The organism is Bacillus sp. FSL W8-1202 (genome assembly GCF_038006165.1).
Classification (GTDB): Bacteria; Bacillota; Bacilli; order Bacillales; family Bacillaceae; genus Bacillus; species Bacillus subtilis.
The window spans coordinates 616,973-635,248 of record NZ_JBBOUR010000001.1 but is presented as its reverse complement, the minus strand read 5'-3'; the positions used below and the strand labels follow the sequence as shown (position 1 = coordinate 635,248).

General features: G+C 42.0%; 19 protein-coding genes and 1 pseudogene. 12 read left to right on the top strand and 8 right to left on the bottom strand.

What is annotated here, in order from left to right; genetic code table 11:
- Positions 1 to 218: 218 nt before the first annotated feature.
- Together NSQ09_RS03205 and NSQ09_RS03200 are read right to left on the bottom strand one after the other, a co-directional pair.
- On the bottom strand, positions 219 to 1,073 hold the full coding sequence (locus tag NSQ09_RS03205; RefSeq protein WP_015251028.1) for a Putative BamHI-like type II restriction endonuclease: 855 nt from the start codon (positions 1,071 to 1,073) through the stop codon (positions 219 to 221).
- A gap of 24 nt (positions 1,074 to 1,097) precedes the next feature.
- On the bottom strand, positions 1,098 to 1,337 hold the full coding sequence (locus NSQ09_RS03200; protein ID WP_044052435.1) for a helix-turn-helix domain-containing protein: 240 nt from the start codon (positions 1,335 to 1,337) through the stop codon (positions 1,098 to 1,100).
- 95 nt (positions 1,338 to 1,432) lie between these two features.
- Here NSQ09_RS03200 and NSQ09_RS03195 point away from each other — a divergent pair, with 95 nt between their 5' ends.
- Together NSQ09_RS03195 and NSQ09_RS03190 are read left to right on the top strand one after the other, a co-directional pair.
- Entirely contained in the window at positions 1,433 to 2,728 is a 1,296-nt protein-coding gene (locus NSQ09_RS03195) for a DNA-methyltransferase (RefSeq protein ID WP_129137996.1), read from the top strand.
- Between the two features lie 343 nt (positions 2,729 to 3,071).
- Positions 3,072 to 3,338: pseudogene (locus NSQ09_RS03190) on the top strand (VanZ family protein); the annotation flags it as partial.
- A gap of 40 nt (positions 3,339 to 3,378) precedes the next feature.
- Here the strand turns inward: NSQ09_RS03190 and bcrC are convergent.
- The 3 genes from bcrC to amtB form a co-directional block, all read right to left on the bottom strand.
- Entirely contained in the window at positions 3,379 to 3,960 is a 582-nt protein-coding gene (bcrC, locus tag NSQ09_RS03185) for an undecaprenyl-diphosphate phosphatase BcrC (RefSeq protein WP_003243362.1), read from the bottom strand.
- A 181-nt stretch (positions 3,961 to 4,141) separates the two neighbouring features.
- Positions 4,142 to 4,492: a P-II family nitrogen regulator gene (locus NSQ09_RS03180; protein WP_003221829.1), complete on the bottom strand. Its 351-nt coding sequence runs from the start codon at positions 4,490 to 4,492 to the stop codon at positions 4,142 to 4,144.
- An 11-nt stretch (positions 4,493 to 4,503) separates the two neighbouring features.
- Entirely contained in the window at positions 4,504 to 5,718 is a 1,215-nt protein-coding gene (amtB, locus tag NSQ09_RS03175; protein ID WP_341030570.1) for an ammonium transporter AmtB, read from the bottom strand.
- A 281-nt stretch (positions 5,719 to 5,999) separates the two neighbouring features.
- On the opposite strand from amtB, the gene NSQ09_RS03170 reads away from it, so the two are divergent.
- From NSQ09_RS03170 to NSQ09_RS03150, 5 genes are all read left to right on the top strand, one after another.
- Entirely contained in the window at positions 6,000 to 6,464 is a 465-nt protein-coding gene (locus tag NSQ09_RS03170; RefSeq protein WP_082090417.1) for a hypothetical protein, read from the top strand.
- 183 nt (positions 6,465 to 6,647) lie between these two features.
- Positions 6,648 to 7,217 carry a hydrolase gene (locus tag NSQ09_RS03165; RefSeq protein WP_014481155.1) on the top strand — a complete coding sequence of 190 codons (570 nt, stop codon included), beginning with the start codon at positions 6,648 to 6,650 and terminating at the stop codon, positions 7,215 to 7,217.
- Positions 7,217 to 8,575 carry an MFS transporter gene (locus tag NSQ09_RS03160; RefSeq protein ID WP_003243939.1) on the top strand — a complete coding sequence of 453 codons (1,359 nt, stop codon included), beginning with the start codon at positions 7,217 to 7,219 and terminating at the stop codon, positions 8,573 to 8,575. Before NSQ09_RS03165 ends, NSQ09_RS03160 begins: the two co-directional genes overlap by 1 nt.
- A gap of 180 nt (positions 8,576 to 8,755) precedes the next feature.
- A complete protein-coding gene (gene pucI, locus NSQ09_RS03155) occupies positions 8,756 to 10,228 on the top strand; it encodes an allantoin permease (RefSeq protein ID WP_144453665.1) in 1,473 nt (490 codons plus the stop codon).
- 105 nt (positions 10,229 to 10,333) lie between these two features.
- Positions 10,334 to 11,740 (top strand): right-handed parallel beta-helix repeat-containing protein, encoded by a 1,407-nt coding sequence (locus tag NSQ09_RS03150; protein ID WP_341030569.1) that lies wholly within the window; start codon positions 10,334 to 10,336, stop codon positions 11,738 to 11,740.
- Positions 11,741 to 11,830: 90 nt separating this feature from the next.
- Here the strand turns inward: NSQ09_RS03150 and NSQ09_RS03145 are convergent, their stop codons facing one another.
- On the bottom strand, positions 11,831 to 13,021 hold the full coding sequence (locus tag NSQ09_RS03145) for an MFS transporter (protein WP_003227769.1): 1,191 nt from the start codon (positions 13,019 to 13,021) through the stop codon (positions 11,831 to 11,833).
- A 21-nt stretch (positions 13,022 to 13,042) separates the two neighbouring features.
- On the bottom strand, positions 13,043 to 13,456 hold the full coding sequence (locus NSQ09_RS03140) for a MarR family winged helix-turn-helix transcriptional regulator (RefSeq protein ID WP_003227771.1): 414 nt from the start codon (positions 13,454 to 13,456) through the stop codon (positions 13,043 to 13,045).
- A 224-nt stretch (positions 13,457 to 13,680) separates the two neighbouring features.
- Here NSQ09_RS03140 and NSQ09_RS03135 point away from each other — a divergent pair, with 224 nt between their 5' ends.
- From NSQ09_RS03135 to flhP, 5 genes are all read left to right on the top strand, one after another.
- On the top strand, positions 13,681 to 13,791 hold the full coding sequence (locus tag NSQ09_RS03135) for a protein usd (RefSeq protein WP_010886628.1): 111 nt from the start codon (positions 13,681 to 13,683) through the stop codon (positions 13,789 to 13,791).
- Positions 13,792 to 13,805: 14 nt separating this feature from the next.
- On the top strand, positions 13,806 to 14,087 hold the full coding sequence (spoIIID, locus tag NSQ09_RS03130; RefSeq protein WP_003221804.1) for a sporulation transcriptional regulator SpoIIID: 282 nt from the start codon (positions 13,806 to 13,808) through the stop codon (positions 14,085 to 14,087).
- A 165-nt stretch (positions 14,088 to 14,252) separates the two neighbouring features.
- Positions 14,253 to 15,254, top strand: a complete 1,002-nt coding sequence (gene mbl, locus NSQ09_RS03125) for a cell shape-determining protein Mbl (RefSeq protein WP_003227776.1) — start codon at positions 14,253 to 14,255, stop codon at positions 15,252 to 15,254.
- Between the two features lie 162 nt (positions 15,255 to 15,416).
- A complete protein-coding gene (flhO, locus tag NSQ09_RS03120) occupies positions 15,417 to 16,229 on the top strand; it encodes a flagellar hook-basal body complex protein FlhO (protein ID WP_341030568.1) in 813 nt (270 codons plus the stop codon).
- Between the two features lie 32 nt (positions 16,230 to 16,261).
- Entirely contained in the window at positions 16,262 to 17,071 is an 810-nt protein-coding gene (gene flhP, locus NSQ09_RS03115) for a flagellar hook-basal body complex protein FlhP (RefSeq protein ID WP_014478212.1), read from the top strand.
- A 22-nt stretch (positions 17,072 to 17,093) separates the two neighbouring features.
- Here flhP and rapD read toward each other — a convergent pair whose 3' ends face one another.
- Complete coding sequence (rapD, locus tag NSQ09_RS03110; RefSeq protein ID WP_341030567.1) at positions 17,094 to 18,158, bottom strand: aspartate phosphatase RapD; 1,065 nt, start codon at positions 18,156 to 18,158, stop codon at positions 17,094 to 17,096.
- Positions 18,159 to 18,276: the final 118 nt, after the last annotated feature.

The following is an 18,276-nucleotide window of genomic DNA, read 5'->3' as shown; positions in this document are numbered from 1 at the left end:
TGATTTATCAGAAGAAAACCCAGCCATAATAGGAAATTATATAGTTTTCAATTCAAAGATGAGGAAATTTATTATAAATACTTTGAAAGACGGCCTTTTTTCTAATAGAGTTAAATAATTATTAAAGATTTTTTTCAATTCCCGTTATTGAAAAAGACTTCCGAAAGGAAGCCTGTAATTAATTATTTAAAAACTTACTCATAGCAATTACATTTCACTTAAAGAGTCTTTGCTGGTTCGGGTTTTTTAGCATTACCATCCGTCCCTTTTGGAATAATAGGTGCTAGTTCACAAAGATCATCGTGTTCTATTGGAATTATTTCTAAATAACCTTTATCGACATCCACATTTTTCCATAAGTTAAAGTAAGGAAGTAACTCATCATAGTTACCAATACGATCTGTAAGGTAAGGATACATTTTTCTAGTTGGAACTATAAGTATTCCAGCAGAAATATGTCCGTTTAAAAGTAGAAGTGCCATTTTATTAAGTGCACGATGACTTGAAGAAATATTGCCAGTTTCCCATTCAACAACAAATAGTTTATCACCAGCTTTTTTACAAGCATCTAGTGCCCCAGGTTTAGCAGTAGTCATTGAGACAATTTTGTTTTTTAGTTCATCGTCTTTTAAGGGCGATTCAAAATCGTAATAAAGGAGTTTTTCTTGTTTATTGCCTTTGCGATCAGTATATATTATTTTTTCATTATCTCTATCTATTGCGACAACTCTACCATAAATAAGATTACCGCTTTTTCCAAAGTTTTTTAGTACCTTAATTTTAAACACGCGTTCCTCAGAAGAAAACGCCGGAAATTCTTTTTTCCATCCATAAAGGTTTTTTAAATTTTCAATAAAGGGTTCTTTAATTGGTTTTACTCCATTTCCACCAACTTTTTTACCGTCTTTAGTGTATGTTCTGCTTTTAGGATGAAAATAAAATCCGTCTGCGTCATCGGGCCATCTAAGTTTTAAAATGGAATCAATAACTTGTTCTCTTAGAGGATCAATAAATTCTTTTTTTTCTTTTGCATCTACTTTGTCAATAAGAATTATTCCCTGTTTTATTTTCAATTTAATTCCAGCCTCCCTTGTGATTTAACTTTGTCGCATCTCATTGATTGTAGTAAAATCAAATAAGTCCTTTGGCTGAACCTGAAGTGCTTTAGCAATTTTCTCGATATTGTCTAAAGAAACGTTTCTTGTTCCTCGTTCTATGTCAGAGATATAGGTTCTATGGAGGTCACAGTCGAAAGCTAATTTTTCCTGTGACATATTGATTTTGGACAATCGTATTTGACGAACTCTTTGACCAAATAAGGATCTAATATTAGCCATATTGCCTCCTATACATTTGACGATTGTTTCATGGAAATGATAGAATCATGTAGACTATAGGTCTACAGACTATAAGTTACACGAGGTGTGTGAGATTGCGATTTTTTACTGTTTTTGACATCGTTAAAAATAAAGCTGATCAGTTAGGCCATTCAGAAAATGAAATGTATGCTAATTTAAAGAAAGAAAAAATAAATAAAAAAGATTTACTTGCTTATAAAGACAGTGGGATTATTCCTACAGATGAAAAAGTACTAAGTGGAATACTGAATTATCTGGATATGTCTAGAGTGGAATTAGAATTGAAATTAGGAAGAATACCCACTGGTTTTGAAGAAGTATTCTCAAATAGTACAAAGGAAATAGCTAAAATGCTTGAGGAGAAAAATATTGTAAATCAACAACAAAAAGAAATTTCTATCTCCCCAGTTCAACCATACTACTCATCAGATTTAGGTAAGTTATACAATGGGGATTGTATAGAACTGTTTAAGCAAGTTCCTAATGAAAGTGTGGACACTATTTTTGCTGATCCCCCATTTAACCTTGATAAAGAATATGATGAGGGTGTAACTGATAAAAATTCCTTTAGTGGGTATTTAGATTGGTACTATAAGTGGATTGAAGAATGTATTAGAGTTTTAAAACCGGGTGGTTCTTTATTCATTTATAATATCCCAAAATGGAACACTTATCTCTCTGAGTTCCTAAATGGAAGAATGAATTTTAGGAACTGGATAACAGTTGATATGAAGTTTGGGCTTCCTATTCAAGGTAGGCTCTATCCAGCTAATTACAGCCTTTTATATTATGTAAAAGGTGATAAACCTAAGACTTTTAATGTACAAAGAATACCGTTACAGACGTGTCCTCATTGTGGTAGGGAGATAAAAGATTATGGTGGTTACAAAAATAAAATGAACCCTAAGGGTGTAACTCTATCTGACGTTTGGTCAGATATTTATCCTGTCAGACATAACAGTTCAAAGAACAGAAAGTTTAACGAACTATCCATTAAATTACTTGACCGCATAATCAGTCTGAGTACAAATGAAGGCGATGTTGTTTTAGATCCATTCGGTGGAAGTGGCACAACATTTGCTGTCAGTGAATTGTTAGGTCGTAAATGGATAGGCTTTGAGTTAGGAAATTGTGAGATAATTAAAGAACGCCTTGTGAATAAAGAAAAAGATAAAAAACTGTTTGATAAGGTTTATGAAGAAAAGAATAAACTGTTCCCTGATAGGATTAAGGAGTTACGTAAGAAAAATGGGTTATGGATCGATGATGATTTTAGACGGGGTAGTGATAATAAATCTACAAGTGATAAGAGCATAAACGAAGAAAATAATATCAAAAATTATGATCAAATTTCATTAAGTCTAAAATAAACAACCTAGAAAAATATGCTTTTGATAAGTGCTTTAAAGAATTTATATACTGATGCAGGATTGAGAAAATATATAAACACATATACAGTGAGGGGACTTCTTTTTTAAGAAGTCCTTTTTTAGCTAATTCCTTATAAAATTTAAGATGATGTAGATAAACATAAGTCGTTGAATTTGATAAATGAAAGTAAGTTAACTTATATGTAAAGAAAAAACAACTAAATAGAGAGTACTAACATCAAAGGGAATTAGTAGAAATCAATAACAATTTATATAAGCATTTTCAATGGACCATAGCAAAGATATTTTGGATTTTAGCACTTCTGACCAAAGAGCTGAATAAACTTTACCTGGGGCGCTAATTCAAAAAATCGGACATGCGTTTTCCTTCTTTGTGCTGACATATTTGCTGTGGAAACAGCGGGGCAGCATAAGATCAGCTTCAGCCGGCTCATTTGCGTTTGCTTTTTTTACAGAAGTTCTTCAGCTCTTCTTCAGCAGGAACGGTTGTATTCGGGATGTGCTCATCGATGCTGTTGGTATTGGATTGTTTTATGGTTTATATGTGTTGGCGAAGCGAAGAAAACAAGAGATGTATGAGAAATATTAAAGCCGGCTGTCTTGGTTAAAGACGCCGGCTTTTGTTTTTCTTAGAAATTTTGATCGGTTGGTTTTTTCGTCAGTTTATTGATAATAGCTTCATAGATCCTCACGACCAAATCGACGAACGGGCGAAGCAGATCTGAAAATCTAAAGAAAAGGAACCCGATAATGATGGCGACAACGAGGCTGCCCAATACATCTACCGGATAGTGATGTCCCACCCAAATTCTCGAAAAGCCTGTCAAAAGTCCAAAAATGACAAGCGGCCAGCCGATTTTGCGGTTTCTGAAAAGCATCGCAATAGAAATCGCTAATGCACCTGTCGTGTGGTCACTTGGAAATGAAGCATCCGCAGCATGCGGAATCAGTGTATGCACTGTATGCGCAACGAACGGGCGCGGTTCGAAATAAACAAGCGTAATCAAATAGTTGATCACAAGGCCTGCAATTCCTGTGATGCCTGCGTATAGCACATGTTTTCTGCTTTGTGTGTTCCCAAACAGCCAGATTGCCAATAGGATAAGGGCATAGGCGACAATGGCATATTCCGTGATGAAGACCATAATGGAATCGAGAACTGAATTGTGATGAGATAGTCCATGGATTGCTTTAAAAATTTCGTAGTTCAAATAATCACCTTTTACATTTTTATATTTAGTAGACTAATCTTACTCATGAAAAGTTTCAAATAAAAATAGAGATTGTCTGAAATAACGGCGCTTGAAGAGAATTCGAAGAGGAATCGCGGTTTCTGGGGGGGATTCTGTGCACAAAAAAAGAGATCCGGAGTGTCCGAATCTCGTACCGATATTAAAGTGCTTCAGGTCCTTCTTCGCCTGTGCGGATGTTGATCGTATTGCTGATTTCATAGACAAATATTTTACCGTCACCCGGTGATCCCGTTTTCAGCACCCTTTTAGCGGTCTCAGTCACTTGATCAACAGGAACCTTGCTGACCACAATTTCTATTTTTAAACGCTCGTATACATTGCTTTCTATTTTTACCCCTCGATAGAGCTCCGTATGTGCTTTTTGAAGGCCGCAGCCGTGTACATTGGAGAAAGTCAGAGAGGTCACTCCGATTTTTCCGAGTTCCTGCTTCAGCTTTTCAAAATTTGCCGGACGCGTTACAATTTCTACCTTGAACATTTGACCGCTCATAGCGTCACTCCTCACATAGAATCTTGATATGCTTTTTCCCCGTGCATCGTTAAGTCAAGCCCAAGTGACTCTTCTTCTTCGGTTGCGCGAAGGGGAAGGAAGAGGCTTACAATTTTAATAATAACGAAAGTGACAATAAATACAAAAACATAAGTGGCGGCGATGGCGACGATTTGTTTCCAGATTAAGCTTGCATCACCGTAAAATAACCCATCTGCGCCCGCTGAGTTAACAGAGGTTGTTGCGAATAATCCTGTTGCGATTCCGCCCCATGTGCCGCCGATCCCGTGCAGGCCAAAGGCGTCAAGCGCGTCGTCGTATCCGAATTTCTTTTTAAGCGAGAATACTCCCCAGAAACAAACAGCTCCGCCGATGATGCCGATAATAATGGAAGCGAACGGTGTGACAAATCCGGCAGCCGGCGTAATGGCGACAAGCCCGGCGATTGCGCCAGATACCGCTCCGAGCATTGTCGGTTTTTTGTTAATGATCCATTCTACTACGATCCAGCCGGCGATCCCGGCTGCAGCCGCGGTGTTTGTGTTGATGAACGCGTACATGGCTACACCATCTAAAGTCAAAGCGCTGCCGACGTTAAAGCCGAACCAGCCGAACCAAATCAAAGCTCCTCCTAAGAAGGTGTAAATGAGGTTATGCGGAGAAGACGCTGTGCCGTCTTTCCGTTTGCCTAGCACAATGGCAAGAACAAGTCCTGCCACACCGGAGGAAATATGAACAACATTGCCGCCGGCGAAATCGAGCGCTCCAAGCTGGCCGATCCAGCCGCCGCCCCATACCCAGTGCGCTACGGGTGTGTAAACCAAAGAGGCCCATAAAACCGAGAATAAAAGAAAAGCGCCGAATCGCATCCGCTCTGCGAAAGCCCCGGAAATAATCGCTGTAGTCAGAACGGCGAACGTCATTTGGAACATCATAAATAACGAGTGGGGGATGGTATCGCTGTAATCTCCCGGATCAAATCCGACCCCTTTGAGGCCGGCCCACTCCAGCCCGCCGATGATTGAATTGCCTGGTGCGAAGGCAAGTGTATATCCGAACAGCACCCAAACGATGGAAACGATGGCAATGGAAGAGAAACTGTGCATGGCAGTACTCAGCACATTTTTGCTCTTTACCATTCCTCCATAAAATAACGCTAATCCCGGGGTCATCAGCCACACGAGTAAAGCGCAAAAGAACATAAAAACTGTATCGCCCATTTGCATGTCTCATTCCTCCGTATCTTTCAGAATAAAAAGCAATTATTATATTTCTTCATTATAGAGAAAAAAGAATGATAAAACATTTTCATGTAAGATTTCCTGACATGGTTTTTAAGAAATGTTATCGAGGGACGGAAAGAAAGGAGAACGGCATTTTTTACAATATAAGACTTTATATCTATAAAAGAAGCTATTCATATGGGCGGAAAAGGGAATTGACATTAATTAGAATACTCTATACTGTATTAAGTGTACTACATCAAATAATACACTGAGGGGGATGTATGATGAATAAAGGCGGCAGGCTGAGGAAAGCGGTACGCAAGTCGATTCCCGCGACGTTCCGATTGTTTTTAGCCTTTAATTTTTTCGTGTACGGTCTGGCGAAAGTGGTGATTGGCCAGTTTGGCGAGGTGACGCCTGAAATCGAGGCGGCTGCCGGGAAGGGGTTTACGATCGCGTGGACATTTTTCGGTTATTCTCATGTCTATGAACTATTTATAGGTTTTGGTGAAATCCTGGCAGCTGTTTTATTACTGATTCCGCGAACGGCTGCATTAGGGGCGGTTATTTTTATGCCCATTATTGTGAACATCGTCTTGATTAACTATTGTTTTGATATTGGCGTGCAGGATCTTAGCACGATATTAATGGTTATGTGTCTTATCCTGCTTTGGATGGACCGCCGCAAATTCATAGGCATTTTCAGGCAGGAACCGATAGACAGCAGGCAGGTGATGAAGCGATGACGCCCCTTATGATTACAGTGCTTGCCGGTTTGTTCGTATGCACAACCTGTTACTACTACATAAAAGAAAAATCATGAGAAAACGCTCCTTCTGAGAATTTCACAAGCATCATAAAAGAACTTAGGCATTGTGAAGAGTAAAATATGCAATGTGAGAAACACTAACAGTATCAGGAGGAGACGTATGATGAATACACTCAACATTGATTTTCAAAAAACAGCATTGGTTATCATTGATTTACAAAAGGGAATTGTGCCGATTGATCAAAGCGGCCAGGTTGTCCCGAACGCGAAAAAGCTCGTAGATAAATTTCGGAAACATAACGGGTTCATCAGCTTTGTAAATGTAGCCTTTCATGATGGAGCGGACGCACTGAAGCCGCAAACGGATGAGCCTGCGCAGGGAGGTTCAGGGGAAATGCCGGCGGACTGGGCTGAATTTGTTCCGGAAATGGGTGTGCAGGATGGCGATTATACTGTGACAAAACGGCAATGGGGTGCTTTTTTTGGCACAGATTTAGACTTGCAGCTGAGACGGCGCGGCATTGATACGATTGTATTGTGCGGCATCGCAACGAATATCGGGGTGGAAAGCACAGCACGGGAGGCATTTCAGCTTGGCTATCAGCAGATTTTTATTACAGATGCCATGTCCACATTTAGCGATGAAGAGCATGAAGCCACACTGCGCTTTATTTTCCCGAGAATCGGTAAATCGCGAACGACGGAAGAGTTTCTGGAACAAGTGAAATGATGTTGTCGAAAAAAAGCCGGGCTGTTTTTTTAACAGCGGTGGCTTCGGGAACAATGCTGAATCCGCTGAACTCGTCTATGATCTCTCTTGCGCTCCATAGCATCCAGCATGAGTTTCACCTCTCGTTTACAACGGTTTCCTGGCTGATTTCCTCGTTTTACTTGGCGAGTGCCGTAGCGCAGCCCGTAACGGGAAAGCTCGGTGATTTGATTGGGCGGAAACGCTTGTTTTTATTCGGGCTTATTCTTGTTGCGGTTTCTGCCATCGGGGCGCCGTTTGCGCCGACGTTTATGACATTATTGGTCATGCGGCTGTTTCAATCGGTGGGGAGCAGTGCGATTTATCCGTCAGGTGTCGGCTTGATTCGGAATCATATTCATGAGCGCCAAGCTTCAGCCTTGGCTGTACTCTCTATTTTTGCGTCCGCCATGACGGCGCTGGGGCCGACAGCCGGCGGGTTTTTGATTGTATGGGGAGGCTGGCCGGCGATCTTTATCGTTAATTTGCCGTTTATTATCCTCAGCTTCTTATTGGGCCTGTATATGTTCCCGAAAGATCAGAAAAAAGGGGCAGGAATCAAAACCATTATTCGGCAGCTCGATATTCTTGGAATTGTTTTATTTGCCGGGGGAATCATTTTCCTTCTATCCTTTTTGCTGTCGTTCAGCACGTCGCCGCATGCGGTTGAAGGTGTGCTTGGCTTGCTTCTGCTCTGTGCGTTTGTCTGGCGCGAGCTGAAAACGGATAAGCCGTTTATTGATGTCCGTCTGTTTAAAACACAGCGAAACCTGTCAGCCGTGTATGTTCAGTTTATTTTATTGAATGTTTTCTTCTATTGTTTATTTTTTGGTTTGCCAAGTTACTTTCAGGATGAAATGCATCTTTCTGTTCAAACGAGCGGCCTGTTTATGCTGTTTATGTCTGGAATGAGCATCGTTGTGTCACCTCTAACCGGCAAATGGATCGACCGATCTGGTGTCGTCAAGCCGATCTTTGCGGGAGCGCTTTTGATGACGGCTGGAGCCGTGCTCTTAACCATCTTTTTTATCAATGTCCAGACCATCGGTAAAGGCCTCATTCTGTCGCTCTTGGGTATAGGCTACGGACTGGGCAATGTCGCGCTTCAGGCAGCGATGCTGGAAACGAGTCCTTCCAACATGGTAGGAACGACTTCAGGCCTGTTTCAAACCTGCCGTTACCTAGGATCGATTTTGTCTTCGGTGATCCTTGGCATTCTTTTTGGTAAAGAAATCACGGCAGCCCATTTTGATATGATGGGAATCATTATGATTATAGCGGGCGGAGCAAGCCTGTTAATGGCTGTGAGATTTGCTGCATTAATGAAAACTGCATCTTAAGAAAGAGACGGGCTCTGAGGTCTGTCTCTTTTTCTTGTTTAAGCTGTTCAAATACAAACGGGAAAATTGTATATCATAGCCAGTGTTATTGTCTGACTCTTCAGTTATATTAAGTGACATCTAATGTCAAAAAACATAACGTGTGACGACATATAGACAATATGGAAAGGGGAGCCGGCTATGAAATTAAAAGAGAGTCAGCAGCAATCCAACAGGCTGAGCAATGAAGATCTGGTGCCTTTGGGACAGGAAAAACGGACGTGGAAAGCAATGAACTTTGCCTCCATTTGGATGGGATGTATACATAACATACCGACCTACGCGACCGTGGGAGGATTAATTGCGATCGGCCTTTCGCCTTGGCAGATGCTGGCGATCATTATTACGGCATCACTTATCCTATTTGGCGCTCTTGCCTTAAACGGCCATGCGGGGACAAAATACGGGCTGCCGTTTCCAGTGATCATTCGGGCTTCTTACGGGATATACGGCGCGAATATCCCCGCGCTTCTAAGGGCGTTTACAGCTATCATGTGGCTTGGCATCCAGACCTTTGCGGGTAGCACGGCACTGAACATTTTGCTTTTGAATATGTGGCCAGGTTGGGGAGAAATTGGCGGCGAGTGGAACATTCTCGGCATTCACTTGTCCGGTTTGCTTTCCTTTGTATTCTTTTGGGCCATTCATTTACTCGTATTGCATCACGGCATGGAGTCGATTAAACGTTTTGAGGTGTGGGCAGGGCCTTTAGTGTATCTGGTATTTGGCGGCATGGTATGGTGGGCCGTTGATATTGCCGGAGGATTGGGCCCGATATACTCTCAACCAGGAAAGTTTCATACGTTTTCAGAAACATTCTGGCCGTTTGCTGCCGGAGTTACTGGCATCATCGGCATCTGGGCGACATTGATCTTAAATATACCTGATTTTACACGGTTTGCTGAAACACAAAAAGAGCAAATCAAAGGACAATTTTACGGTTTGCCGGGAACGTTTGCGCTGTTCGCATTCGCAAGTATTACGGTGACCTCCGGCTCGCAGGTCGCGTTCGGAGAGCCGATTTGGGATGTTGTCGATATTTTGGCGCGGTTTGATAACCCTTATGTCATCGTCTTGTCCGTGATCACACTCTGCATCGCCACGATCTCTGTAAATGTCGCGGCGAATATCGTATCACCCGCTTATGATATAGCGAATGCCCTGCCGAAATATATCAATTTCAAACGTGGCAGCTTTATCACAGCGTTGCTCGCTTTATTTACGGTTCCGTGGAAGCTGATGGAGAGCGCGACAAGCGTGTATGCGTTTCTTGGCTTAATAGGCGGCATGCTTGGACCGGTGGCAGGCGTGATGATGGCCGACTATTTTATCATTCGCAAACGTGAGCTCTCGGTAGATGACCTGTATTCCGAAACAGGACGGTATGTGTATTGGAAGGGCTACAATTACCGTGCGTTTGCAGCCACAATGTTAGGAGCGCTGATTTCGCTGATTGGCATGTATGTTCCTGTATTGAAGAGCTTATACGATATTTCTTGGTTTGTAGGTGTGCTGATTTCCTTTCTTTTCTACATTGTTCTGATGCGTGTTCACCCGCCTGCATCATTGGCAATTGAAACAGTTGAACATGCGCAGGTCCGCCAGGCTGAATAAGATCTATTTAGACGGTATATTTTCATATTTTTGAAATGGTTTTCCATAAATAGAACATTTATAATGGTTTTAGAAATCTATTCTAAAACGAAATGGGAATCGAAAATGAGAAAATGGTATTTTATTCTTTTGGCGGGTGTTTTAACGTCTGTCATCCTCGCTTTCGTTTATGATAAGACAAAAGCGAATGAGGAAGGATCTGGGGATTATCTGTATGTTTCGCCAAATGGCAGTGATCAAAATGAAGGAACAAAAGAAAAGCCGTTTCGTACATTGGCACACGCATCTGAGAAGGCTGCTGCCGGCACAACTGTCATGATTCGGGAGGGCACGTATCATGAGACCCTTGATGTAAAGCACAGCGGTACGGACGGAAAGCCTATCACATTCCGAAACTATGAAAATGAAAACGTCGTGATTAGCGGTGAATCCGTTGCGAACGCTGAATATGAAACACCGCTTATTCGTATTCACGATAAACATGACATTGCCATCAGCGGTTTAACAATTCAAGATCTTTCTGTTTCATCTGAGGAAGCAACTGCTATAGGGGTTTATGTATCAGGGTCCAGCAGTCATATCGCCATTAAGGATAATCACATCCGGGGGATTAAGACAACAGCGGATGAAGGAAATGCTCACGGAATCGCAGTTTATGGGACAGGCAGCATGAAAGACATCCGAATCGAGGACAATACAGTTGAGAAACTGACGCTTGGAGCGAGTGAAGCAGTTGTGCTGAACGGTAATATCGACGGCTTCACAGTTGCAGGCAATGTGGTCCGCAACAATAATAACATCGGGATTGATCTAATTGGTTATGAGGGAACCGCGGATAAAAACGATTACGTGCGAAACGGAGTCGTAGAAAACAATACAGTTTATCAAAACTCGACTTACGGCAATCCTGCTTATGGAGATGAATACTCAGCGGGCGGGATTTATGTCGATGGAGGACACGATATCGAAATTAAGAACAACACAGTTTACGATAACGATATTGGGATTGAAGCAACGTCTGAACACAAAGGAAAGTATGCAAATGCCATTCAGATCACAGACAACAAAGTGTACAACAATGCGTACACCGGTATTTCAATCGGAGGATATGACAAAAAGCGGGGCGGCACCAGCAATTCTCTGATTGCACGCAATATTATGTACCGGAATGACACAAAGGGACTGTACGGCGGACAGCTGCTGCTGCAGTACGATACGAAAAACAACACAATTGAAAAGAATATATTGACGGCCGGTGATTCCAGATTATTTATCGGAAACGACTTTACAGAAAACGAAGGTAATACGGTCAATCATAACGTGTACCACAAGGAAGCGGATCAAGACGGCATATGGATGTGGAAAAAGAAAGAATATGATTCATTTTCTTCGTATCGAAAAGCAACAAAAAACGATCAGCAATCCATATATGCCGATCCGATGTTTCGTGATGAAGCGTCCTATGATTTTTCGTTAGATCCTGATTCACCTGCGCGGCCTGTCATTGAATAATTGCTATAAGCGGCGTTCTCTCGTTCAACCGAGAGGGCGCCGTGTTTTAATGGAAAAAAGACTGCCGGGATTTCCCGGCAGTCTGACAAGTTATTCTGCAATAGACACTTTTCCTTCAGCCTCTGCAGGTTTTTTCTGGCTCCACGTGTAGAGAAGCAGAGCAATTAAAACGAACAGCCCCGCTGTTAAATAAATGGCAGAGAAGCCGGCAGATGCTACAAACAATCCGAATACATACGATCCTACAGCAATTCCGCTGTCAAAGAAGGTAAAGAACGTTGCCGTCGCAAAACCGGAGCGGTGAGCCGGAGATTTCTGAATCGCCAATGTTTGCATGCAAGGAACGATTGATCCGTAGCCAAGACCGATAACCGCCCCTGAAAGCAGAAGCATTAAGCCGCTATGTGTGAAGGACAGCATGCAGAGTCCGACAGAGAAAATCAGGATTGATGGATAAATGACAATGCCCGGTCCGACTTTGTCGAACAATTTCCCTGTGAACGGGCGTGCAATCATCATTGTCACCGCAAAACAAACAAAGAAATATCCGCTGATATCCGAAAGGTCAACTGATTTGGCGAATACAGACAGATATGATGTGACTGTTGAATAACAGAAAGAAATAAACAAACCGACCGTCGCAATTTTGAGTGCGCCCTTTTCAAACATATCCGAGAACGCAAAACGGAATACAGTCGTGCCGCTGTCCTTACTTTGCGGCACTTTTATCAAGAACGAAACAAGTAAGCCCGCAACCATAAACAGCGCAAAGGCTGTAAAGAATACAGGAAAGCTTACCACTCTCATCAAATTCAGGCCAAGGAAAGGCCCGATCGCCATAGCGAGGTTCATAGACATGGCAAAGTATCCAAGCCCTTCACCGCGCCGTTTGGCTGGAATAATATCAGCGGCAATTGCACCTGTAACAGTCGTTAAAATGCTGAACCAAATCCCTTGGAAGAACCGCAATCCGAGCAGCAGGGAAAAGTTATGAATCGGCATATACAGAAAAGATGATAGGGCGAAGAGCGCCATTGATACAATCGCCATTCTTTTCTTCCCGAAACGCTCAACGATGGCTCCGGAGAAAGGCCGTGTAATGATCGCAGACAGAAGGAACAGGCTGATTAAAAGCCCGCCTTGTGATTCTGTGCCGCCAAGCTCTTGCAGTGTATAGATCGGCAATACAGTTAAAAATGTATAAAAGAACACAAACACAAATAAATTGACAAGCAGGACCATAATAAAATCCTTGGTCCATATCGCATCCGCTTTTTTCAAATGTATGTCACTTCCTTATTTTCATTGTTGTAAAAACATGCGGAATAAATGAGAAAAAGCTTCTTTATCTTCATCCCGGAAATCTGCAAGCAGCTCTTCCTCGAATTTCAGCATTTTCACATTGATTTCTTCGTATTTTTTCTCGGCTTCTTTTGTGAGGACAACAAGTTTTTCCCGTTTGTCTTCACCTTGCCGTCTCTGAACCCAGCCGTTCTCCTCCAGGCGTTTGATCGTCCGAGTCACAGTCGGCGCTTCCACATTTAAATAGGACCAAATCTCTTTTTGAGTCATTGGTCCGATCGTACGCAAACAATATAAAACTGACCATTGAGATGAATAAAGGCCGAATGGCTCTAGCTGTTCATTGGCTTTCTTGGCAATCAGGCGGGCGCTTTGGTTGATTTGATGAATGAGGTGTCTGTTGACGTAGGACATGTCGGTCTCCTTCTAAAAAACTTACCTAAGTAACTAATTGCTTATTTCATTTTACAGGAGCGATCGATAGTTGTAAAGATGAAAATTTAGTGACGCGAAATAGTTTGCTGAATCTGAAAAAGTTCGTTTCACCCCTTGTCCTTATTGAGTTTTTAGCATATTCCCAAAAGAATGCTAATACACTGTTACAAACCTAACAAAGAGAGTGTTTGAGGTGAGGGATCGTGGGCATATTTCACAAACTTACTTTTAAAACCATACAACGAAGAAGCGGCATAATGAACGACTCTTTACAGAATACGGATCTCATTTCACACTTCTCACATCCATTTTAGGGAGGTCGAGTGGTGTGCACGATTACATCAAAGAGCGAACAATCAAGATAGGGAAGTACATCGTGGAGACAAAGAAAACCGTTCGTGTCATTGCGAAGGAATTTGGTGTTTCCAAAAGTACAGTACACAAGGATTTAACAGAGCGTCTGCCTGAAATTAACCCCGACTTGGCAAACGAAGTGAAAGAAATACTCGATTATCATAAATCCATCAGGCATTTAAGAGGAGGAGAAGCGACAAAGCTCAAATATAAAAAAGATGAAATTCTCGAAGGAGAGCCTGTTCAGCAATCGTAATCACCTGGCATTGCCTTCTTGAAATCGTTCATAAAACATCCGCAAAAATTTGTAAAGAACTTATTGTGCTTCCAACTTTTTTTCTATATTTTATGATAATATATATAATTAGGGCACAATGTGGATATTTACTGTGAAACAGATTTTCAAGGAGGATATAAATAGATGTTTGCAAGGGATATTGGTATTGACCTCGGTACTGCAAATGTACTGATCCATGTTAAAGGTAAAGGAATTGTTCTGAATGAACCTTCCGTTGTTGCACTTGATAAAAACAGCGGCAAAGTGCTGGCGGTTGGCGAAGAGGCAAGACGAATGGTTGGACGTACACCTGGGAATATTGTTGCGATTCGCCCGCTGAAAGACGGAGTTATTGCTGACTTTGAAGTAACAGAAGCAATGCTGAAACATTTTATTAACAAGCTGAATGTAAAAGGCCTGTTCTCAAAGCCGCGCATGCTCATTTGCTGCCCGACGAATATTACATCCGTTGAGCAAAAAGCAATCAAAGAAGCTGCAGAAAAAAGCGGCGGGAAACATGTGTACCTTGAAGAAGAACCTAAAGTTGCCGCTATCGGCGCGGGTATGGAAATATTCCAGCCAAGCGGTAACATGGTTGTAGACATCGGAGGCGGGACGACGGATATCGCGGTTATTTCAATGGGCGATATTGTCACCTCCTCTTCTATTAAAATGGCTGGGGACAAGTTTGACATGGAAATCTTAAATTATATCAAACGCGAGTACAAGCTGCTGATCGGCGAACGTACTGCGGAGGATATTAAGATTAAAGTCGCAACTGTTTTCCCAGACGCACGTCACGAGGAAATTTCCATTCGCGGACGGGACATGGTTTCCGGTCTTCCAAGAACAATTACAGTAAACAGTAAAGAAGTTGAAGAAGCCCTTCGTGAATCTGTCGCTGTTATTGTTCAGGCTGCGAAACAAGTGCTCGAAAGAACACCGCCTGAACTTTCTGCTGATATTATTGACCGCGGCGTTATTATTACCGGCGGAGGCGCGCTCTTAAACGGCCTTGACCAGCTGCTTGCTGAAGAGCTGAAGGTACCGGTCCTCGTTGCTGAAAATCCTATGGATTGCGTAGCCATCGGCACAGGTGTCATGCTTGATAATATGGACAAGCTTCCTAAACGCAAACTAAGCTGATTTCACAAACCTCATTCTGAAAAAGAATGAGGTTTTTTTATGAAAAAGCCTTCACGAAAAGATGTTAAATGACGATAATAGGATAAAATACTGAGTTTTTATTATAGAACGAATGTTCCTATATGACAACTGGAAAAAATGCCATTTTTAGAGGTGGGAAATTTGTTAAAAGGATTATATACAGCAACATCCGCTATGATTGCCCAGCAGCGAAGAACGGAAATGCTTTCAAATAATATTGCTAACGCAAATACATCAGGATATAAAGCTGATCAAGGCTCGATGCGCGCGTTCCCTGAGATGCTGCTCAGCAGAATAGAATCAAAATCTCCGGCCGGGACATCGAGGACGGAAATCGGTTCCGTGAATACCGGAGTATATATGCAAGAGCTTAAGCCTCTCTTTACACAGGGAAGCCTGAAGTCCACAGACCAGCCTACAGACATTGCATTGGTTGAAAATCAAGTTCCGATGAATGCGGAAACCAATGAAAAAGCTGCTCTTTTTTATCCTGTTCAAACAGCGGATGGAATCCGTTATTCAAAAAGCAGCACATTTTCACTAAACGAGAACAATCAGCTGACGATCAACGGACGCCCTATTTTATCGACGGATCGCCAGCCAATCACTGTTGATAATGAGAATTTCACTGTGTCTGAAAACGGTACTGTGACAACGAACGGACGCACAGCCGGCCAGATTGATGTCAGAATGGCGGAAGATGTCCGCAATCTCAAACGGGACGGAAATGATTTGTACAGCACGGCGGACGGTAATGATCTGCCAAGCGCAGCCGGAAATAATCAGGTAGCCTATTCATTAAAACAAGGCGTCTCAGAGCTTTCAAACGTGGATGTGACAAGCGCCTATACAGAAATGACTGAAGCGTACAGATCGTTTGAGGCGAATCAGAAGGTTATTCAGGCTTACGATAAAAGTATGGATAAAGCAGCAAATGAAATTGGAAAAATTTAAGATAACGGAAGAAAAAACGGGGGACATCAACTATGCTCAGGTCAATGCTAACGGCATCAACAACCTTAAACCAGCTGCAGCAGCAGATTGACACAATCAGCAGCAACCTTTCAAACAGCAACACAACCGGCTATAAGGCAAAAGATACGAATTTTTCTGAGCTTGTCAGACAGCAATTCGATCAGGTTGATGAAAAAAACGAGGAAGTGGCAAAAGCCCGAAAAACGCCGCCCGGCTTACGCCTTGGCGTCGGAGCGATGATGAATTCACGCCTGGTCTCTGATCAAGGAAGCATTCAGAAGACCGATCGCGATCTGGATATCGCATTTACGTCTCCATACCAGTATCTTCAGGTAAATGTAAATGGAAACCGCCAGTATACGAGGGACGGGGCGCTGTATGTAACGCCGTCTGCTGCGAATGCCAACCAGCTGCAGCTCGTCACTGGAAATGGGTATCCCGTACTTGATGAGAACGGCAATACAGTGAACATCGACAGCTCAATGAAGAATATCACCATCAATAAGAACGGCACCTTAACCGCATCTGACGGAAACGCGGTTCAGCGGTTTAATCTTGGCGTTGTCCAAGTGAATAACCCTCAAGAGCTGAAATCCGAAGGGAATAACCTTTTCTCTATTGATAATGCGGCAGCTTTTGAAGAGCTAAACGGCGCTAATAGACAAAACATCGGCATGCAGCAGGGCTCACTTGAGATGTCCAATGTCGATATTTCAGAACAAATGACAGATTTGATCACGTCCCAGCGTTCATATCAGCTGAACAGCAGAACGATCACAATGGGAGATCAAATGCTCGGTTTAATCAATTCAGTCAGATAATAAGAAAATGGGCGTTTTTCAATCAGCCGCGCATGATAAAAAAAGCGGCTTTTTCGAAATCGTCCTTTTTTTTGTAGTATTCCGTAATATCTTCTAACAGCACTTCTAAATCCACCCACGCCTCGATTTTTTCTAATTCAAGCACATATTCGAGCAGCTGCTCATAAGGGTCTTCGGCTGATGTGTAGAGGGCTTCAAGCGTTTTTAATTTTAAATAAATGGTTTGAATGTCTACCTTTTCAGATAATTCTTTTCCTTTTTGAAGGACGGCTTTAGCTTCTGTGATGTTCCCTGTTTTAAAAAGCGCTCTGACAGACTCGTACACACAATGAAGATATGAGACTGGTGAATTCATTTCAAATTCTTGATTCTTTAATACTTTCCTAAAGTAAAGAAGCGCTTCCTGGTCTTTTTTCTCGGTCGCTTTTAAAAAGCCAAGGTTATAATAAGCATGGCATAGCAGGTTTTCGTCATGTAGTTGCTGGGTTTTCTTAATGATTTCTTTGAAAAGCTGTTCAGCTTTTTCATAGCGTTCTTGATCAATATAATTCACGGCGAGCAAAAGTTTACAGGTGATTACCTTTTTGATATAGCCGAATTGGTGCAAATAGATGTGTAATGCCTTTTTGACGTATTGGATGGAAAGCGGCGGTGATTTCATCAAGTAATAGGCGCCGGCGGTTTGATAATATAAATCAGCGGCTTCAAACGTATTTTGAATGGCGGCCAGGTACTGTTCAGCTTTTTTAAAATGATGTACTGCATGTTTCGGAGCTGTTTTTACCATCTCGTATAACCCAGAGAAAAAATACAGATAATATTTCAATTCATCATCCATTTTGTCTTCCAGGCCATATAGGTCATCGAACAATGAATCGAGTCCGTTCTGGTTTTCAAAAAGCAGCTGATGGCGGGCCTGAAACAATTGATAACGCATCCAAAGTTTTGTGTTCTTTTTGATCTTCGGAAGGCGTTGGTCAATTTTCTCTTTCAGTGTGCAAACGTGATTCATTTTGCGTTTGCTCATTGCGGAATACCACTCGTCTAACATGTTTAGCATTCTTTTTTCAATAAACTTCGAAATCATTTTCCTACCTCTTTGCTATTGGTAAAATCTATAATTATCATATCATAACTTTTGACGGCTCTCATTGACAGTTGGTTACATTTTAGCGCGGTTGAAAAAGAGATTAATTCATAATATA

Bases quoted from the DNA above. Each gene is read 5' to 3' on its own strand.
- flhP (WP_014478212.1), top strand. From the start codon at position 16,262: ATGCTCAGGTCAATGCTAACGGCATCAACAACCTTAAACCAGCTGCAG.
- NSQ09_RS03200 (WP_044052435.1), bottom strand. From the start codon at position 1,337: ATGGCTAATATTAGATCCTTATTTGGTCAAAGAGTTCGTCAAATACGA.
- NSQ09_RS03180 (WP_003221829.1), bottom strand. From the start codon at position 4,492: ATGAGCGGTCAAATGTTCAAGGTAGAAATTGTAACGCGTCCGGCAAAT.
- mbl (WP_003227776.1), top strand. From the start codon at position 14,253: ATGTTTGCAAGGGATATTGGTATTGACCTCGGTACTGCAAATGTACTG.
- NSQ09_RS03165 (WP_014481155.1), top strand. From the start codon at position 6,648: ATGATGAATACACTCAACATTGATTTTCAAAAAACAGCATTGGTTATC.
- NSQ09_RS03160 (WP_003243939.1), top strand. From the start codon at position 7,217: ATGTTGTCGAAAAAAAGCCGGGCTGTTTTTTTAACAGCGGTGGCTTCG.
- pucI (WP_144453665.1), top strand. From the start codon at position 8,756: ATGAAATTAAAAGAGAGTCAGCAGCAATCCAACAGGCTGAGCAATGAA.
- rapD (WP_341030567.1), bottom strand. From the start codon at position 18,158: ATGATTTCGAAGTTTATTGAAAAAAGAATGCTAAACATGTTAGACGAG.
- amtB (WP_341030570.1), bottom strand. From the start codon at position 5,718: ATGCAAATGGGCGATACAGTTTTTATGTTCTTTTGCGCTTTACTCGTG.
- NSQ09_RS03140 (WP_003227771.1), bottom strand. From the start codon at position 13,456: ATGTCCTACGTCAACAGACACCTCATTCATCAAATCAACCAAAGCGCC.
- NSQ09_RS03170 (WP_082090417.1), top strand. From the start codon at position 6,000: ATGATGAATAAAGGCGGCAGGCTGAGGAAAGCGGTACGCAAGTCGATT.
- NSQ09_RS03150 (WP_341030569.1), top strand. From the start codon at position 10,334: ATGAGAAAATGGTATTTTATTCTTTTGGCGGGTGTTTTAACGTCTGTC.